Origin of the sequence: Microcoleus sp. B3-D7, from assembly GCF_036705305.1 — a bacterium.
Classification (GTDB): domain Bacteria; phylum Cyanobacteriota; class Cyanobacteriia; order Cyanobacteriales; family Microcoleaceae; genus Microcoleus.
Genome location: NZ_JAUBUE010000054.1, coordinates 1 through 14517 on the forward strand (window position 1 = coordinate 1; position 14517 = coordinate 14517).

Genomic DNA, 14517 nt, shown 5'->3' on the forward strand with positions numbered 1-14517 from the left:
GGCTCTACCATAGGACTGGCAATGCTTTTGGGGTGTGTCACTCCTTATACTACCACGAGAGTGACAAAAGAGGGTTATTACTGAGGAGCCGTGTGATGGGAAACTATCAAGCACGGTTTTGGAGACGAGCGGTTCTCGTGAGGGAATCGCTTAGTTTAACCCTTGCTATGACCACGCCAACCGTAGCCGATCCTTGAAAACTTCAATGTTTACGGAGCCTTTTGGCATATCGCAGATTTATCGCACTTTATGTCTGAGTATGTCAGATCTTGTCACCCCTTACTGAGAATGACAATATGCTGCGAAATCTACCAAAAATAATGGAATCCCTAGTGTATAAGGATTCCATCTATCGGAGCGGCGGGATTTGAACCCACGACCCCTACTACCCCAAAGTAGTATTAATTTACTTGTAATATTTACTGTATATAGGTTTCTAGCATTTTCAATAACTGATATATCAATTTAATCCCTTTTTTGAGAATTTTCTTGGGAAGGAGCTAAGGAGTCAGGAGTCACCAGAGGAGAGCTTTCTTCCCTCCTGACTCCTCTTCTCCTGTCTTCTTCTTCGGAAGATTTTTCATCCTCGACGGCTTCTCGCTGCTCCAGCCATTCGATCAGTGCCATGCGGACGATCGATGCTAGCGACTGATTCGGTTCGATCGCCTGAGCTTTTAAGCGCTCCCGCAACTGCCCAATATCGAATGTCACCGATATGCGATCGCGACTATCCCTACTTTTTGCCATGAAATCCCATAAAATCCCATAAAATCCTTTGACTACTCAAATCAGGATAATGGAAAACTTAGAAAGTTTCTAAGTTTTTCTTGACGTAACACTAATTTAGTGTTACAGTTGCCAAAACGCCTGGTAAACGTGCGTCAACACGTTCACCAGACTTTCCACCAATGCCGCCACACGGCACTAGGAGACAGCATTATGTTACAGCAACAGCATCTAATTGTGGTTGAACGTTCGTTCAACCCCAACTGCACCGTGAAAGGCTTCGGCAAAACGCCTGGAGAAGCAGCAGAGAAGGTATGGAGTTACAGGCGGGATTATGGCTACTGGGACGCAACGAAAACTTACCCCACAGCTAAAAGCCCGCTCGCCAGCAGTCCCAAAAGGAAGCGGACGGGACGATAGATATTTTTTTTTGCTCTGGCTGCGATCTACTTAAAGTACCGCAAATCAAGTAACTCCAAATAGCTCGTGAGATACGCAAAGAAATGCCGTAGACCATACCCGGCACAGTTTGAGCAGCCAAATGGGAAGCGCAATTATTGGACTCGGACTCAGCTCAAAGAACTACTGGCACAGGTAGGTAAAAAGAACCGCAAGAAAGCACCAGCAATGTCAGAGGGGTCTTTCAAGAGACGGCTGGCACTGCTGGAGGAATGCCCGGAATCAGAGCGGGCAATCTATACTCGCCAATTCTCAGATTTCACAAAATGGTGTCTCGTTCGCATAGAAGAGATATTCATTGAGTGCGATCGGAACCTAGAGAAAACCCGAAATTACCTCAAGGAAAAAGGATTAGAAACAGATGACTATTTCACGCAATGATCTAAAATACGAACTCGGTTTAGGTGCTGTCAAAGAGATCACCAATGTCCGCAAAGCCCTCGGTCACAAAGACTGGCAGCTAACTAACGTGAACGAGTCGGATGCGGGAGAAGTTCGGAAATATTATGAGCTGATTCGCGAGAAGATGATGTCCCCGTCTGAAGCTTTGCTAGCGATTGCCAGTGCTCGGACAGGCACAGAGGCGGAAGCTCAGAACGACATGATTGATGAAACGGTAATAGACCACAGTGACCACCGAGATGGCGAAGAGGAAACATCAGAGCTTGTTGTGGCCGTGAGAGGTGCGACCCAAGAGGCAGCACTGGCAATGACCGATGTAGGGAAAGTTGCTGCTGCGTCGGTAGTGGATGCGTTTTTCATCTCTCTAGGAAACAATGTGGTGGATGAACTGAAAACGCGATCGGCAAACACTCGATCCAACTTTGGACAAGTTGTTGAGTCCGTCAAAAATGCGCCTCTGGACTTGCGGAACGGTAGCTTACCCGGAAAAAAAACCAACCCACCAAAACGGATAACTGGAGCTTGGGGCTAATTGAATCGTGCCTAGAACTAGCCCAAGCTTATAGCTCACAGCTAGTTCTAGAAGAGCAAGCTCGTAGTGCTCACAGAGAAAAACTATTGGCTGCTTTAGTTATCTATGCGAGCTTGCTTTCTCCTTCCTCTCCTCATCCCGCTTCATCAACTTCATCAACTTCATCCACTATTTCAGAAAGAGAGAAAAGAGCAATGTTTAAATGGTTGCTGTCAGTAATTTTCACACCTCCCACTAAGCCGTACCCGATTAGTTCAGCTTCAGTTTTCATGACAGGAGTGTGCTAAATGATTCCCATTACTTCTGACCGAGTTTACGATTGGCATCCAAACCAGAGAGTTTATGTCTACAGTGCTGATAGAAAATGCTTAGAACTGTGCCGAGTGATTGACTTGGATTTGTGTTTAGGCGATCGCACTCGACTTCTGGAACCCGTTGACGAAAATCTTCAGCTTTGCGAACCACAAGAAAGAGAGTTACCCCCCAACTGTGTCGGAGGTAGAGAGTGTCCCTACCCGGCAACCTGTTATCGGTTCGAGACTGCTCAGCAAGATTATGAATGCAGTTTCCCGACTGTTGAAGAAACCGAACAAATTAGACAATGGACACAGACATTAAAACACTTACATTCGGATTCATAATCCCAAGTACAGCCAAATTTAGTTAAGATTCCAAGGAGTTTCATGAAAAAGCAAAGAAATGTTAATACTGCTGTTGATTCCCATAATGGCAACCAATCTTCTGATAGTTGTATTGATTATTCAGACAAAAGAAGTGGTTCCGTAGATTTTACAGGAGAAGCTAAACAATCAAGTGAACAAGGATCAATGATAGTAGGTTCGTTAATGTGTGGAGCTGTACCCGCGCTTGTTGTTGGGTTTGGAGCATTCCTTTACCACACTGGGTATCAACACGGTGCTCAAGAATCACGTCCGACGATCGTCCACGGCAACCAACACAATACCCGAATCTACAACGTTGCCCCTTCGATGGCTATCGCCCCGGCTTGCGCCTACGGCAGCAACAACAGCAACAACAGTAACAACCAGCACAAACCCAAACCTTATTGAGCAATAAGTGAGCCACCAAATGACCAAACTTGTGTCTACATCCAATTCCTCTGATTCATCAGGTTTACCCGACCCAGTGACAATGACCTATGAGCAAATCGTTACTGAAAGTATCAATAATCTGGCAGCCAAGGAAGATTTAAGGCGATCGCTCAACACTGAAAAGAAACTTTCAGCCAAACTGAAAATTACCGAGCAACTTCTGGCACTAAGTGAGCGAAATGAAGCTTTGGCACAGCAAATTACTGCTGAACTCATTGCGGAACGCCATACGATGGTCATGCCTCAGTTCATCCCTCACACTAATTTCGATCCCGATTTAAAACTGGCTCTGGATTTAGACAATCTCCCTCCACTGCCAGACTCACCGCCAAAGACCAAAAGAAAATTGAGTGATCCTAAAATCCATGTCAAAAAGGTAGCGGATATGTCGCTTGAAGAAATTCAAGCAGAACTCAAAATACACAGAGCCAAAATGGAGGAATTGGACGTTCAAATAACATCACCTGACTTTGACACTCGGTTCAATGCTCAAATGGAAATTCGGGGTCTGAGTCCGCGAATGAAAAAACTCAATACTCAAGAGATTGCATTGTTGCAGCATGAAATAGCTTGCATGAAAAAGAGTCTTTTATAAAACTCCATTGTCAGGAGAGTTAGTATGACTCAAACGATCGTAAACCGCATCTGTGAAGCTAGGAAATTAGCGGGTCTTTCCCCGGCTCAGGTAGCCAAAATGCTAAGTTTTCAGCCCAGCCACATTTTAGAGATAGAAGCAGGTATAGTTTCTGTTTCTCCCCAAAGAATCGAACAATTTGCAGAAATATTTGAAGTAAGCAAATCATGGTTGATGGGTGAACAGGTAGCAAAACTTGAGATTGGCAAAGTCCATAATTTAACGCCAGAAGACGCTAACAAACTTCAGACAATACTTGCCTGCATCCGAGGGAAACAATGATGTTCAGACAACTTTTACAACGAGGGCTACGTCAAATTTCACCAAACTTGTCAGCAAAACTTACGCCCAAACCCTGCCTGAAAAATTCATCTCTGAATTTACCTAATTACAGCTCCTATCAGGAGATAGAGGTGAAAAAGAAAAAACAACAGAGCCATTACGGGCCCGGCTTTGTGTACGCATTCCACGATCGCCAAGCAATACGAGAAATACGAGAAATACGAGAAATACAAATTCAAGGTGTGACGCTCTGCAAAATTGGCTTGAGCCGGACACCTAGAACACGCAGGTACTTTCTCTCGCGGGAGTATGAGAGCGATTTGGAAATAAAGGCGATCGCATTCACCATGAATATGAAGGTGACAGAAGATTTGCTGCACTATATCTTTTCTGCTCACAACGAATTGCGAATACAAAAATTGGATGGAAAAAATTTGGATGGGTATACCGAATGGTTTCGGGTCACTCCCCTGAGACTGAAGCTGATTCAAATCATGGTATTTACTATGGCGATACTCGTCAATCTAGCTTACTTGGTTGCTCTAATTTCTGCTTGTATGTACCTGTTTTATTTCCTTTGTGGGTAATTTCAAAATGTTTAAAAACTGGCGACAACTGTTAGCTAAAAAACTCCATGTTAAAAATAGGCTGATTAAAGTTTCACGGGAAATCACTAATCAAGTTTTCCAAAACCCGAAACACGACGATGAAAATTTGCTAGCCGGATTCTATTACTACGCCGGATTGCAAATTCAAGTACACTTGTTCTCCACATATTCGAGATTCTTGGAAAAGGATCTCGAATCCTGGAATTGGAGGGTTTATGACGGCTATGGACAAGGAATGTTAAATGATGGAGCGGCTGATACTAAAGATGAAGCTATGGCTCTAGCTCAAACTTGGGCAGTTGATTTTCTAGAAGGTCGAGAATTGTACATGAGTAATTATCGTACAAAACCAAATGAATCTAACACCCGAATTTGATGATACTTCACAATCCGAAGTCCCGCAAGCCGAAATTCCGCAATCCTATGATGGTAAACCTTTAGAACTAGCGGATTTTGTCTGTCCCCGTTACATGGCAGAAACTGCCGAAGAAGCGATCGATCGCGGCTTTGTTTATCAAATTGTCGAACTAAAAGGGACAATTCTCACCGTTCAACGAGTCTCTGACCCCAGAACCCAAATTAGCGCCTCAAGTGATTTCTTCATCAGTCTCCAAGAAGAAGAGGGTGATGCTGATTCTGAAGATGATGATGATATTGATAAGCAAAGGTTGAATAAGAATAGGTTGAAGCTGGCGGCGTTGAGGATGAAATTAATTAGAAACAGGAGGACAAAATAGATGTTTGATTGGTTATTCGGAAAAGTTGCGAATGGATATTCTCGAAAAGTTTACGTTACGAGCAGTCGTGGGCGGGGAACTCAAGTTTTTACAGTTTACGGCGACAATGAAGTCTGCGCGATTCGGGCCATGAAAGAAGTCGAAGCTCAGCTCCCCAGACCGGAACCGGGGGAGACAGTAGAAATCAAAACTCATCTAACACGGAACGGGGAACCAAATGCTTGATGAAATACTGAATTTGTTTCCAGAGTCGATCGTTAGCTACGTTGCCGAAACTTTGTTGAGTAATTTAAGAAATAGAGAAGGGTATTTCCAAGTAACTGAAATTCAATCCAGGGAATATAAATATTTAGGCTTATCAATAAGTATTCAAAGCTGGAAAATAAATGGTGACTTCCATTGTTATTGGTACATACTTGATGCTCGACAAAGAATAATTGCACAAGGAATTGCTGATAGTCGAGATTATGCTTTAGTTGTGGCTCAAAGAGAGATTGATGATATTGACCTTTTCATAATTCATCACCAACGTCCATCAACTAGAAACTGAAATGGTTAAAAATATTAGACAAATCCTGAATCTATTTCCTGATTCGATCGTCCTCTCATTCACCAAACAGTTACTGATTTATCTAAAACTAAAAGGGCTAATTAGAGAATGGGTAATTAATCCACCAGTAACCGATGAATATGAGCATTATGGCTTGATTATCCGACTAATATGCGTTCACATTAACGGAGATCAACAGTGGAGTGAGAAATGGAATTGGTACGTGTACGACGGGATGTATCGGATGCTTGAACAAGGCATGACCTACGATTCCGCTTCCTCCCTCTTAGCAGCCCAAAAGTGGATTAACGCTTTTATGGACTATGAGGATGAAGAATACGAAAATGTTAATTAATCAACAAATTCCACTCAAATCTAATGAGTTTCCCTGCTAACTACATTGCTGAATTGTTTACAAAAATCGATCGTTTCTTGTTTGGCACAGCATAGTATTAAAAGTCTGAAGCTAGACAAGAAACTAAATGTCATGAATATTTGGGTTTGCTAATTCAAATTAAGTGTTTTTACTTCAATTCTCAAGAAAGCTGGAGTTGGTATGTTTACGACAAATTAAAAACTGGTGAAGCAGATGACCCACACTAAGCTTTAGGAAACGCTCAAGAATGGATTGATAATTTCAATCCTTCTAACCCAACAAACTTAGATTGACCAATGGAGGCAAAGTAAAAATGCAGGCAGTAATGGAAGAACCGGATGTATTGATTAAACTTCTCACAACCTTGGTAGATGGGGCGCTTGACGAAGAAGGCGAAACGATGCTGTGGGAAATGTATAAAATTACCACGGCGAATTTTAGCGAATTAACCTCTCACGACTGGGCAGCGATCGGTCAACGTGCCATCCAAGCCAAATGGTTTCTCGATCACCTGAAAGAAATCAAAGAGAAATTTCAGTTACTCATTGACGCGCAAATTTCTTTCCGCCAATTTCAAGCTTGGTTGATGGAGGAAGGTTATAAAGGCGCTGAGAAAATCAAGGAAGCTCAGATAGATGTTGCTGTTGCCAGGGCTAAACTGGGGGCGACAGTCGAGCAACAGGATTATCGTCTCACGAAACAAGAAGAACAATTTGCGGGAGAAACTGTACAAGTTAAACTTCTCTGGGATAACAGAGTTATTGCAGGAATCGCTAAGAAAGTTGCAGAAGTAGATGCAGCCATTGCAAGATTGCAAGGAAATCCCGAGTTTGCTGAACAACTGCGCCAGTGGAAAGAAGACGACGATAAAAGCTATAAGGAAGCTGAATACGGCTTAAAATACGGCTTTCATGGGCTAACTCACCCAGCTCTCAATCCTTCCTCTTCTCCTCAAATTCAAAGTAGTCAACCTCTATTTGTTCCAGTCTCAAGTTCTTCAGCTTCTTCAGGAAGTGGATTAGTAGCGAGAGGACAAACAGCGACAACAAAGGCAAAAGATTCAATCAATTTAGCGGTTAATTGGTCGGGCGATATGGCAGGGAAAGTCAAAGGAGTCGCCTCTCAAATTAATCGGGGGTTTACGCGAGTTAGTAATTTCTTCGGAGGTAAAGCATGAAAATTTCTAAAGGTGAACTTTTCAAAGTGGTCAGTTCTGTAAGTTTCAAGCACGATGGCGCTGACGCGCCGCGCAAGCTACGCCTTCCTGTCAAAAATGCGGGGTGGGTGACCACAAAAGACCACGAACCAGGAATCAAACTTATGAACAGTGGCGGATATTTAGTGGTTGCGGAATGTTCAGCACTACAGAATATCGAAATTTGTCCGCACTGTTGCTTGATGTACGGCAAACCATTCAATAAATGTGAGCAGTGCAAAAATCATGTTTCCTTCACTTAATTCTTCCTCTCCCGTCCCGAACCCCTTACAAAGACCGAGTGTGGCATCCTCCCACAATGGTACACAGCCCCACTCACACCAAATCCCACAGCACATCCCACAGCCACAGATAGAACCGATCGTCTATAAACCGTCAGCCGAGTTAAAACGCTTAAAAACTATCAATAAATGGCACTTTTTGATAGTCAACTTTTCGATCGGTGTGGCAATTGTCAATCTGGTTCGGCTCTCAAAGCCACATATTTTCTTGGGAGTTGTGGTTCTTATCGCCGGCTCTGTCAGTTTGTTCATCATCTCCCCGACCGATAGCCGTTATGTAGGACTGTGGCGGACGGGCGGTGCTGCACTCGCTTTCGGAGGCATTCTCTGCTTCTGGGATTTGTATCATCTTCTGACCTGGCAGCATTATCTGGCGATCGCATTTGTTGTGATTGTGGCCATGTGGATTATTGGCGCTGGCAGCGACTAGCTACTGAGTTTTCTACATTTCTACAAAAACGGGCTTATCCCAATCTTGAACCAGGACAAATTTCTTCTAGGCGTTCTCCTGGTTGGAGATTGGGATTTGTTGTTGCCACTGCCACGGCTCCCAGAAATAAATGGGAGTCACGCTACATCCGCAGAGCTGGGGAAAAGTTTCGGGATAGGTTTCGGGAAAGTTTCGGGATAGGTTTTTGGGCCACAGATTTTGGGTATGGGTTTTTGGGTATTGGTTTTTGGGTAAAGGGTAAAGAGTCATGAGTAGCAAGGTAACGATCGGGTCATTTGTTGGAGCATTTTGCTGTCTGGGGCTGGCATTAGTGCCGATTCCGTTCGATCGTTGGGTAGGGCTTCGGCAAGCAAGTTCCGTCGCAGCAGTCGGTTGCGGATATTTCGGCTGGAGGGATAGCCAGAAAAAGAAAGAATTACTCGAACAGCAAGAACTGTGGCAATTTCAGCAGCGGCAGAAACAGCAGGCGATCGAGGCTGCGATGAATAATGCTGTTGCTGATGTCTTGGTTCAGGAGGTGGTCGTCAAAGAACAGATGCGCGCCAACGCTTCCGTCGAGGTTTACAAGGCTCAAACTCAACAAAACTATGTCACGGTCATGAATCGTGATCATCCCGAAATTCTTAACCAGCTCCTAAAAAACTCAGAAACCTCAGAAACAAAAACTGACTCTGCTTCTGCGCCAGAAACAAAACCTGATTCTGTTACTAATTCTGTTTCTGATTCTGGCTCAGGAAATGAGCAACCAAGGGAGGACACCAAGACACCAGCAGAAATTCGAGCCGAACAGATGGCAGCAGCCCGAGCAGTGCTGTTGAAACTGATTGAAGAACATGAGGGTGGATGGATCGGTCAACTGATGAAGAAGCCCGTCCTAATCTATGGCGACCAAGGCAGTTACAAGTCTTATTTTGCAGCGTTTTTGGCATTGTGTCGGTATTATTTACGGGGGCATTCCATTGTATCGATCGCTGACCCTCACTTCCACCAAAACAAAAATAAATGCTGGAAATATTTAGTGGAGTTGGGTGTACCGGGATACGGTGCAAATTATGATTACGAGGCGATAGGCGCGCAATTAAATGCGATGTACGATCGATTCGCCGTGCGGACTGAAGAAGATAATCCTATCACTTCAATCTTTGATGAAGCTACTAATTATGGCTTAGAAGAAGGGAGCAAAGAATCTGCATCTAAGCTAAGTCGCAAGGTGATTAGTGACCCTCGTAAATCAAATGAGTCTCCCGTGATAATTGCCCACAATAATACTAATGCTGCTTGGGGTGGTGGCACAGGATTTAGTGATTCGCTTCAGGGAAATGTGATTCAAATTAAGCTTTATTCTACCTCTGAGCAAACCCCTGTTTTTCGAGGTGTGATTTCAGGAATTAAAGATGAGGAAGGAGAATTTATTAAAGACTACAAAATCTCCATTTTGGCTAATTGGATTCGTCCCGAGTTCGTTTACAATCTCTTCAATCCTCCTATCTCTGAGAAAACTCCAGTTTCTCCTACCTTCACATCTATCCCAACTGCATCTAACACTTCAGGTAATACTCCAATTAACGAAAAGACAAACAACGATACCAATAGAAGCAACAATAAAGAGCATTTTATGCAAGAGGCTGCAAATTGGTTGGCTGATGTTAATGGTCAAGTTAATGGTCAAGTTAATGGGGAAGTTAGAGAAATAGTTAAAGAAGCAGAAGTAAATTTTACTACTCAAACTTTACAGACAGGTGAAGGAAACAAAATTACTTTAGAAGTCCCAGAAGTACACGATAGCAACACTTCCAGCTTTACTTCTGCACTATCTGAGGATGAGCGATCGAAAGCTTTGGTAGCAGTTTTACAACTTCTATCAGAAGCAAAAATCTCTTCTAGTGAAGTGATTAGTTTGATGCCTGAGAACCCCGATAAAGCGTTGTGGCTCGGAATCAAACTGCTCAATAAAAGTATGACAGCTATCATCCGAGACGTATTAGATTGCGGGACAGGTGGCAAAAAATTTCAAAGAGGAAAAACTTTGTATGAAGGACTGAAACAGCAATTTGGTAATTATAAATAGTTAGCGACAATAAAAAACCTGTTCGATCGCATCATCTGCAACAGCACAGGCTTTGTTCGATTAATTAATCATCTAATTAATCATCATTTTTCGGTATTTCACACTTGGTTTTTAATCGTTTTCCAGTGTTTCGTTTGAATCGGGCAGGGTTGCGGGCAGAGTCAATCGGTCGATCGCTTTGTCTTTGTCTTGGGCTACGTTCTGCTCTGTTATACTTAGATTGGTACGCACTGTTTGGAGTTGGAGTTGAACTTTCATACGGAGATTTGTACGGAGTTTGTGTTGGAGCCACGTTTGTCTCAAGCGGTGCTTGTGCCGTAGGTAGTTCATAGTACGGGTCGTTATATGGCGGCGAATCATAATTGGCTTGGTTTAATGGGAAGTAATTAGGAGGATCGTAAGGTCGCGTGTAAGGTAATTTACCTTTATTTGCAACTATCCCTAGAGCGATTGTAGCTAATCCACTAATTAAAAGTCCATCATCTTGACTAAGACGATTTGTGACCACCAGGAGTTGAGCAACTCCACCGACAGTACCAAAAATAGTAGCTAATAAGTCTAAGTATTTTTGCCAGCGAATTTTCATAACTATAAATCCGTGTTTTCAGTGGGTAATCCTTGGTTTAAAGTTTCTACCATCTTGAAGTAAGAAGGATCTTCAAAAGCAGATTCAAAGTATGCCATTCGAGCCTCTACATTGGTAATTCGAGTGGTGTTGCGATCGATCTATGGAACCGATTAGATAAAGTAAGTTCTAAGCGATCTAATCGTCCATTAATGTTAGCTTTCCATTCTTTCAAATCGGATACCAAATCATCTTCAATTCGGCGAGCAGCTATGTAAAAAGAGAAAGATACGATCGCTGAGAGAATAGTCACAATTAAGCTAATGTGTTGTTCCATATCATTGTCTAAAAATCTGCAATTTTGGATCGATCGATAATTGTGATCAGTGAATAGTAGGCAATCTGTCACCCGGAATAATAGTTGTCGGATAGACAAATCTCTCGTCAAATCGGTATCTCCTATCGGATTTGATACGATACATGAAGTCGATATGTTCTTCGCATAGGCGACCCACTAAACAACCCGCTGAGGCATCACGGATATCGTTAATGGGGTATCCGTAACCCCAATGTTGGTTTATGCCGAAGTAACCCCATTCGATGCGATCGCCGGTGCGTTTCATATTGCGATCGTAGTCGCGGTGAACCTTAACTTCGCCGACTTGGATGAGAGATTCATGAGGGTTGGAGTAACCGTGCAACCCAACCTGCCAAGCAATGTACTGCCCGAACCCGATTCGAGCTGCCCCCTTCGGATTCATGGGATTGTCGGTGTAGTAGTAACCTGGCTCGGTGCTTGCAATCCAAATCCCTTCAATGACGGGTTGGAATTTGTCATTGAAGGCAATAATTATCCTGAGATCGTTGAAGTAATTGGGTCGATCGTCATTTTCGGTTCCATCAGTATCCGCCCCTTCTACATAGATTATGTTTTTCTCTAACTTGCCTCGCCAGATTTCATAATTTTGTTGTTCCATGTACTGGATGATTCTTTCAGCGAATGTCGTCGTCATTTTCTATTTCCGGTTGAGCTAATTTGTCTGATGCTGAAACACGCCCCGGTCTTATACGCCCTAACTTCTAGGAGAAGGAGTTTAGAGTGCTAATTTCTTGAATTCGTAGGGCAAAATCATGTTTGCTTGACCCCAAATTCCGAGCCTTTTTCGATTAGCTGTTGCAGCAGCACCTATAACCGCTCGCAACAGTATTGTTTCTCTCACGTTGTATATGTGACGATTAAAGGGCAGGCGAGAAACAGCTAACCCAGATTGAACGAGTTTGATTTGAACATTGCTAGAAACAAGTAAATTGTCCAGGTAAACATCACAAACCCATCGTTGGTATTGGTCAACCTCATAGGGAATAGCAATCAACGCTCGGTTTTGAATCAAATTCATCAACGCGAATTTGGCTTTTTCTGCCCATTCCCAATGCTTAAGAACCACCGGGTCAGTGCTAGTTATACCGGGTTTTTGCGTTTCGGGAGTATCAATCCATTGCGATCGACAGATGATATTCTGAGTCTCACTGCCTGTTGCAGAGATTAATTTCAGATTGAAACTATCTCCATCGTAGATAAAGCCTACTTCTGCTTTGTAGGCGGTTCCTTTAATTATTTCCATGTCAAAAAACCCTAAAGCTTTATTTTAAATGAGCTGTAGGGTTTTTTGCCATCAGTAAATTCCGATCAATTTGATTGTTTTAAAAGTTGACGTATATGGGTTTTATCCATATTCTATTAGCGTTCTTCCATCGTTTACCTTCACCAGTCTCTAAAACTCTCCAGTGTCCGCGCCTCCAATGAGCAATTGGTGATGAATGAATCATCTTTACTGTTGTCTTTTCCTCATCTTCTTCAAGAATTTCTTCAAGAGTGGTTAAAGAATCGGATTGTGGAAGAGAAAAACCTTTACCAAGCCAACGGGGGAATCGATCGACAGTTTTAGGTTTCTGTAATTTTTCTCCAAATCCTTTAGTAGATGATAAGTCTTTCTTGTCTATATCGGTAATCAAAGATGGAACAAATTCAAGAGCTAATAGAATGTTGATGACAAGGTTTCTTATACGTTGGATGAAAACTCTATCTTCAGGAGTAAGAGTATCACGTCCAATATCACAATTTTCGTCATAAATCAAAGTATCTCCATTTTCTGACACCGCAGTGCCGGAAGTCCACACAGTTTCGTGAGTATCAATAGTAGAGTATTGAAAGTATAAAGGGTAGTTCAATTTGAGAGGCTGAATCGAGATACTCTTCCATTTGCCACAATTCCATTCAGGATGATTGATATTGCTACAACTAATCGTCAGATAGTCGATCGCAGCTCCATCGGGTGCAGAGATGGCTCCTTTTGGCATAGCTAGCAAAAAAGTGGGTCGAGAGGGCTGCCATCCGTATAAAACCCCTGGTTTATGGAGTGCGTCAGTTTGGTCAAAAGCTTCAATTAACTCATGAGTAAAACAGTACATCGGCGCTTTTTGAGCAAACCATAACGCAATTCGGTAGCTTTGAATAAATGCGGAGATGTCAACTTTTGCATATTCCAAATCACAGGTGCTTAATCCGATCGCTATTATCTGGCTCAGCACTTGCCAGCTTATATATCCTGACGGCATTCGATAATTTACATCTTCTCTTATATTTGCCAACAAATCTCTGTTAATTTTCTCAAACATCACCAATGTCTTATTTCGGTTCATCTGCGGTTGTAGTGTCAAAATTTTAGATTGCTTTAGCATAACGACACCTTTAAATCAGTGTTATATTATATTGTAATTAAACTATCCTTGTCTGCATACAATTCTCAAAAAACAGTAAAAAGTTGTAAGAACTTGTAGAAAATGAAAAAAATTACAAACCGCTGTATAAGCCGAATTAGGAGTTTTGCGGAACAGAACAAACAGTAATAGTAACAGGCTGGATATTGAAAAGCGCGGTACAAAAGAAGCTAGAAGAGCATGAGTATGTAGCGAACCCCACAAGCTACAAACAACTCTACTCTCCAACACGTGGCATCAATTTCTTTGTTAGAAACCTGTTATACCACTTTCATAAAATAGTGCTACAATTAGTAGGTATCGTTTTTGTGAATCAGTCCCCAAATATAAGGAAGAAAAATGTCAGGACTTGTTCGGATTGAAATTCGGGAAACAACAGAAGAGCTGAAAACTCTTATGAGGAAAGAGAAAGATGTTTTGCGCCACGAAAAACTACAAGTTCTGTATTGGCTTAAAACCCAAACGGTAGACAGCGTATTGTCTGCTGCTGTGCGGCGCACGGGAAACATCGTACCACAATACAAAGATGGTTGTCTAGTTATCGCTCGGGGGGAGTAGAAGAATTATTATTGCAGAAACCTCGTTCGGTTCGACCTTGAATAATGAATCCTGAAATTGTAGAGAGATTATCAAAGGAATTACAAGAACCCGAAGGATTCAGTAGCTACAAAGAAGTACACCAATGGCTGACAAGCTGCTGTGAAATAAAAGTGGCATATCGCACAGTACACCAATGGACC

At 42.6% G+C, this 14517-nt stretch carries 25 protein-coding genes; 18 read left to right on the forward strand and 7 right to left on the reverse strand.

What is annotated here, in order from left to right; all coding sequences use genetic code 11:
• Positions 1 to 465: 465 nt before the first annotated feature.
• Positions 466 to 747 carry a hypothetical protein gene (locus QUB25_RS25490; protein ID WP_333187480.1) on the reverse strand — a complete coding sequence of 94 codons (282 nt, stop codon included), beginning with the start codon at positions 745 to 747 and terminating at the stop codon, positions 466 to 468.
• A gap of 99 nt (positions 748 to 846) precedes the next feature.
• Here QUB25_RS25490 and QUB25_RS25495 point away from each other — a divergent pair, with 99 nt between their 5' ends.
• From QUB25_RS25495 to QUB25_RS25505, 3 genes are all read left to right on the forward strand, one after another.
• A complete protein-coding gene (locus QUB25_RS25495; RefSeq protein ID WP_333187483.1) occupies positions 847 to 1146 on the forward strand; it encodes a hypothetical protein in 300 nt (99 codons plus the stop codon).
• Positions 1147 to 1212: 66 nt separating this feature from the next.
• Positions 1213 to 1566: a hypothetical protein gene (locus QUB25_RS25500; protein ID WP_333187486.1), complete on the forward strand. Its 354-nt coding sequence runs from the start codon at positions 1213 to 1215 to the stop codon at positions 1564 to 1566.
• Complete coding sequence (locus QUB25_RS25505; protein WP_333187488.1) at positions 1547 to 2119, forward strand: hypothetical protein; 573 nt, start codon at positions 1547 to 1549, stop codon at positions 2117 to 2119. Before QUB25_RS25500 ends, QUB25_RS25505 begins: the two co-directional genes overlap by 20 nt.
• 133 nt (positions 2120 to 2252) lie before the next feature.
• Here the strand turns inward: QUB25_RS25505 and QUB25_RS25510 are convergent, their stop codons facing one another.
• Entirely contained in the window at positions 2253 to 2390 is a 138-nt protein-coding gene (locus QUB25_RS25510; protein WP_333187491.1) for a hypothetical protein, read from the reverse strand.
• A 16-nt stretch (positions 2391 to 2406) separates the two neighbouring features.
• Here QUB25_RS25510 and QUB25_RS25515 point away from each other — a divergent pair, with 16 nt between their 5' ends.
• The 14 genes from QUB25_RS25515 (at position 2407) to QUB25_RS25580 (ending at position 10434) form a co-directional block, all read left to right on the forward strand.
• The gene (locus QUB25_RS25515) at positions 2407 to 2760 is read left to right on the forward strand and encodes a hypothetical protein (RefSeq protein ID WP_333187494.1); all 354 of its coding nucleotides are present in this window, start codon (positions 2407 to 2409) and stop codon (positions 2758 to 2760) included.
• Between the two features lie 42 nt (positions 2761 to 2802).
• Entirely contained in the window at positions 2803 to 3189 is a 387-nt protein-coding gene (locus QUB25_RS25520; RefSeq protein ID WP_333187496.1) for a hypothetical protein, read from the forward strand.
• 19 nt (positions 3190 to 3208) lie between these two features.
• Positions 3209 to 3826, forward strand: a complete 618-nt coding sequence (locus QUB25_RS25525) for a hypothetical protein (protein ID WP_333187498.1) — start codon at positions 3209 to 3211, stop codon at positions 3824 to 3826.
• A gap of 24 nt (positions 3827 to 3850) precedes the next feature.
• Positions 3851 to 4147, forward strand: coding sequence for a helix-turn-helix transcriptional regulator (locus QUB25_RS25530; RefSeq protein WP_333187500.1), 297 nt, complete (start codon positions 3851 to 3853; stop codon positions 4145 to 4147).
• 131 nt (positions 4148 to 4278) lie between these two features.
• Positions 4279 to 4734 (forward strand): GIY-YIG nuclease family protein, encoded by a 456-nt coding sequence (locus QUB25_RS25535; protein ID WP_333187502.1) that lies wholly within the window; start codon positions 4279 to 4281, stop codon positions 4732 to 4734.
• 7 nt (positions 4735 to 4741) lie between these two features.
• Positions 4742 to 5131: a hypothetical protein gene (locus QUB25_RS25540; RefSeq protein ID WP_333187504.1), complete on the forward strand. Its 390-nt coding sequence runs from the start codon at positions 4742 to 4744 to the stop codon at positions 5129 to 5131.
• Positions 5109 to 5492, forward strand: coding sequence for a hypothetical protein (locus tag QUB25_RS25545; RefSeq protein WP_333187507.1), 384 nt, complete (start codon positions 5109 to 5111; stop codon positions 5490 to 5492). Before QUB25_RS25540 ends, QUB25_RS25545 begins: the two co-directional genes overlap by 23 nt.
• Entirely contained in the window at positions 5493 to 5717 is a 225-nt protein-coding gene (locus QUB25_RS25550) for a hypothetical protein (protein WP_333187510.1), read from the forward strand.
• Entirely contained in the window at positions 5710 to 6042 is a 333-nt protein-coding gene (locus tag QUB25_RS25555; protein WP_333187512.1) for a hypothetical protein, read from the forward strand. Before QUB25_RS25550 ends, QUB25_RS25555 begins: the two co-directional genes overlap by 8 nt.
• Position 6043: 1 nt before the next feature.
• Positions 6044 to 6397: a hypothetical protein gene (locus QUB25_RS25560; RefSeq protein ID WP_333187515.1), complete on the forward strand. Its 354-nt coding sequence runs from the start codon at positions 6044 to 6046 to the stop codon at positions 6395 to 6397.
• A 334-nt stretch (positions 6398 to 6731) separates the two neighbouring features.
• Positions 6732 to 7595 carry a hypothetical protein gene (locus QUB25_RS25565; RefSeq protein ID WP_333187517.1) on the forward strand — a complete coding sequence of 288 codons (864 nt, stop codon included), beginning with the start codon at positions 6732 to 6734 and terminating at the stop codon, positions 7593 to 7595.
• Positions 7592 to 7876: a hypothetical protein gene (locus tag QUB25_RS25570; RefSeq protein WP_333187520.1), complete on the forward strand. Its 285-nt coding sequence runs from the start codon at positions 7592 to 7594 to the stop codon at positions 7874 to 7876. Before QUB25_RS25565 ends, QUB25_RS25570 begins: the two co-directional genes overlap by 4 nt.
• Positions 7860 to 8345 carry a hypothetical protein gene (locus QUB25_RS25575; protein ID WP_333187524.1) on the forward strand — a complete coding sequence of 162 codons (486 nt, stop codon included), beginning with the start codon at positions 7860 to 7862 and terminating at the stop codon, positions 8343 to 8345. Before QUB25_RS25570 ends, QUB25_RS25575 begins: the two co-directional genes overlap by 17 nt.
• Before the next feature lie 268 nt (positions 8346 to 8613).
• A complete protein-coding gene (locus QUB25_RS25580; protein ID WP_333187527.1) occupies positions 8614 to 10434 on the forward strand; it encodes an ATP-binding protein in 1821 nt (606 codons plus the stop codon).
• A gap of 76 nt (positions 10435 to 10510) precedes the next feature.
• On the opposite strand, the gene QUB25_RS25585 is transcribed toward QUB25_RS25580, so the two are convergent.
• The 5 genes from QUB25_RS25585 to QUB25_RS25605 form a co-directional block, all read right to left on the reverse strand.
• Complete coding sequence (locus QUB25_RS25585) at positions 10511 to 11020, reverse strand: hypothetical protein (protein ID WP_333187529.1); 510 nt, start codon at positions 11018 to 11020, stop codon at positions 10511 to 10513.
• Positions 11021 to 11126: 106 nt separating this feature from the next.
• Positions 11127 to 11336: a hypothetical protein gene (locus QUB25_RS25590; protein WP_333187531.1), complete on the reverse strand. Its 210-nt coding sequence runs from the start codon at positions 11334 to 11336 to the stop codon at positions 11127 to 11129.
• Between the two features lie 46 nt (positions 11337 to 11382).
• Positions 11383 to 12012 carry a hypothetical protein gene (locus QUB25_RS25595; RefSeq protein WP_333187533.1) on the reverse strand — a complete coding sequence of 210 codons (630 nt, stop codon included), beginning with the start codon at positions 12010 to 12012 and terminating at the stop codon, positions 11383 to 11385.
• 81 nt (positions 12013 to 12093) lie between these two features.
• The gene (locus tag QUB25_RS25600) at positions 12094 to 12621 is read right to left on the reverse strand and encodes a thermonuclease family protein (protein ID WP_333187536.1); all 528 of its coding nucleotides are present in this window, start codon (positions 12619 to 12621) and stop codon (positions 12094 to 12096) included.
• Between the two features lie 79 nt (positions 12622 to 12700).
• The gene (locus QUB25_RS25605; protein WP_333187540.1) at positions 12701 to 13738 is read right to left on the reverse strand and encodes a hypothetical protein; all 1038 of its coding nucleotides are present in this window, start codon (positions 13736 to 13738) and stop codon (positions 12701 to 12703) included.
• Between the two features lie 378 nt (positions 13739 to 14116).
• Between QUB25_RS25605 and QUB25_RS25610 the strand changes: the two genes are divergently transcribed.
• Positions 14117 to 14335, forward strand: coding sequence for a hypothetical protein (locus QUB25_RS25610; RefSeq protein ID WP_333187542.1), 219 nt, complete (start codon positions 14117 to 14119; stop codon positions 14333 to 14335).
• Positions 14336 to 14517: the final 182 nt, after the last annotated feature.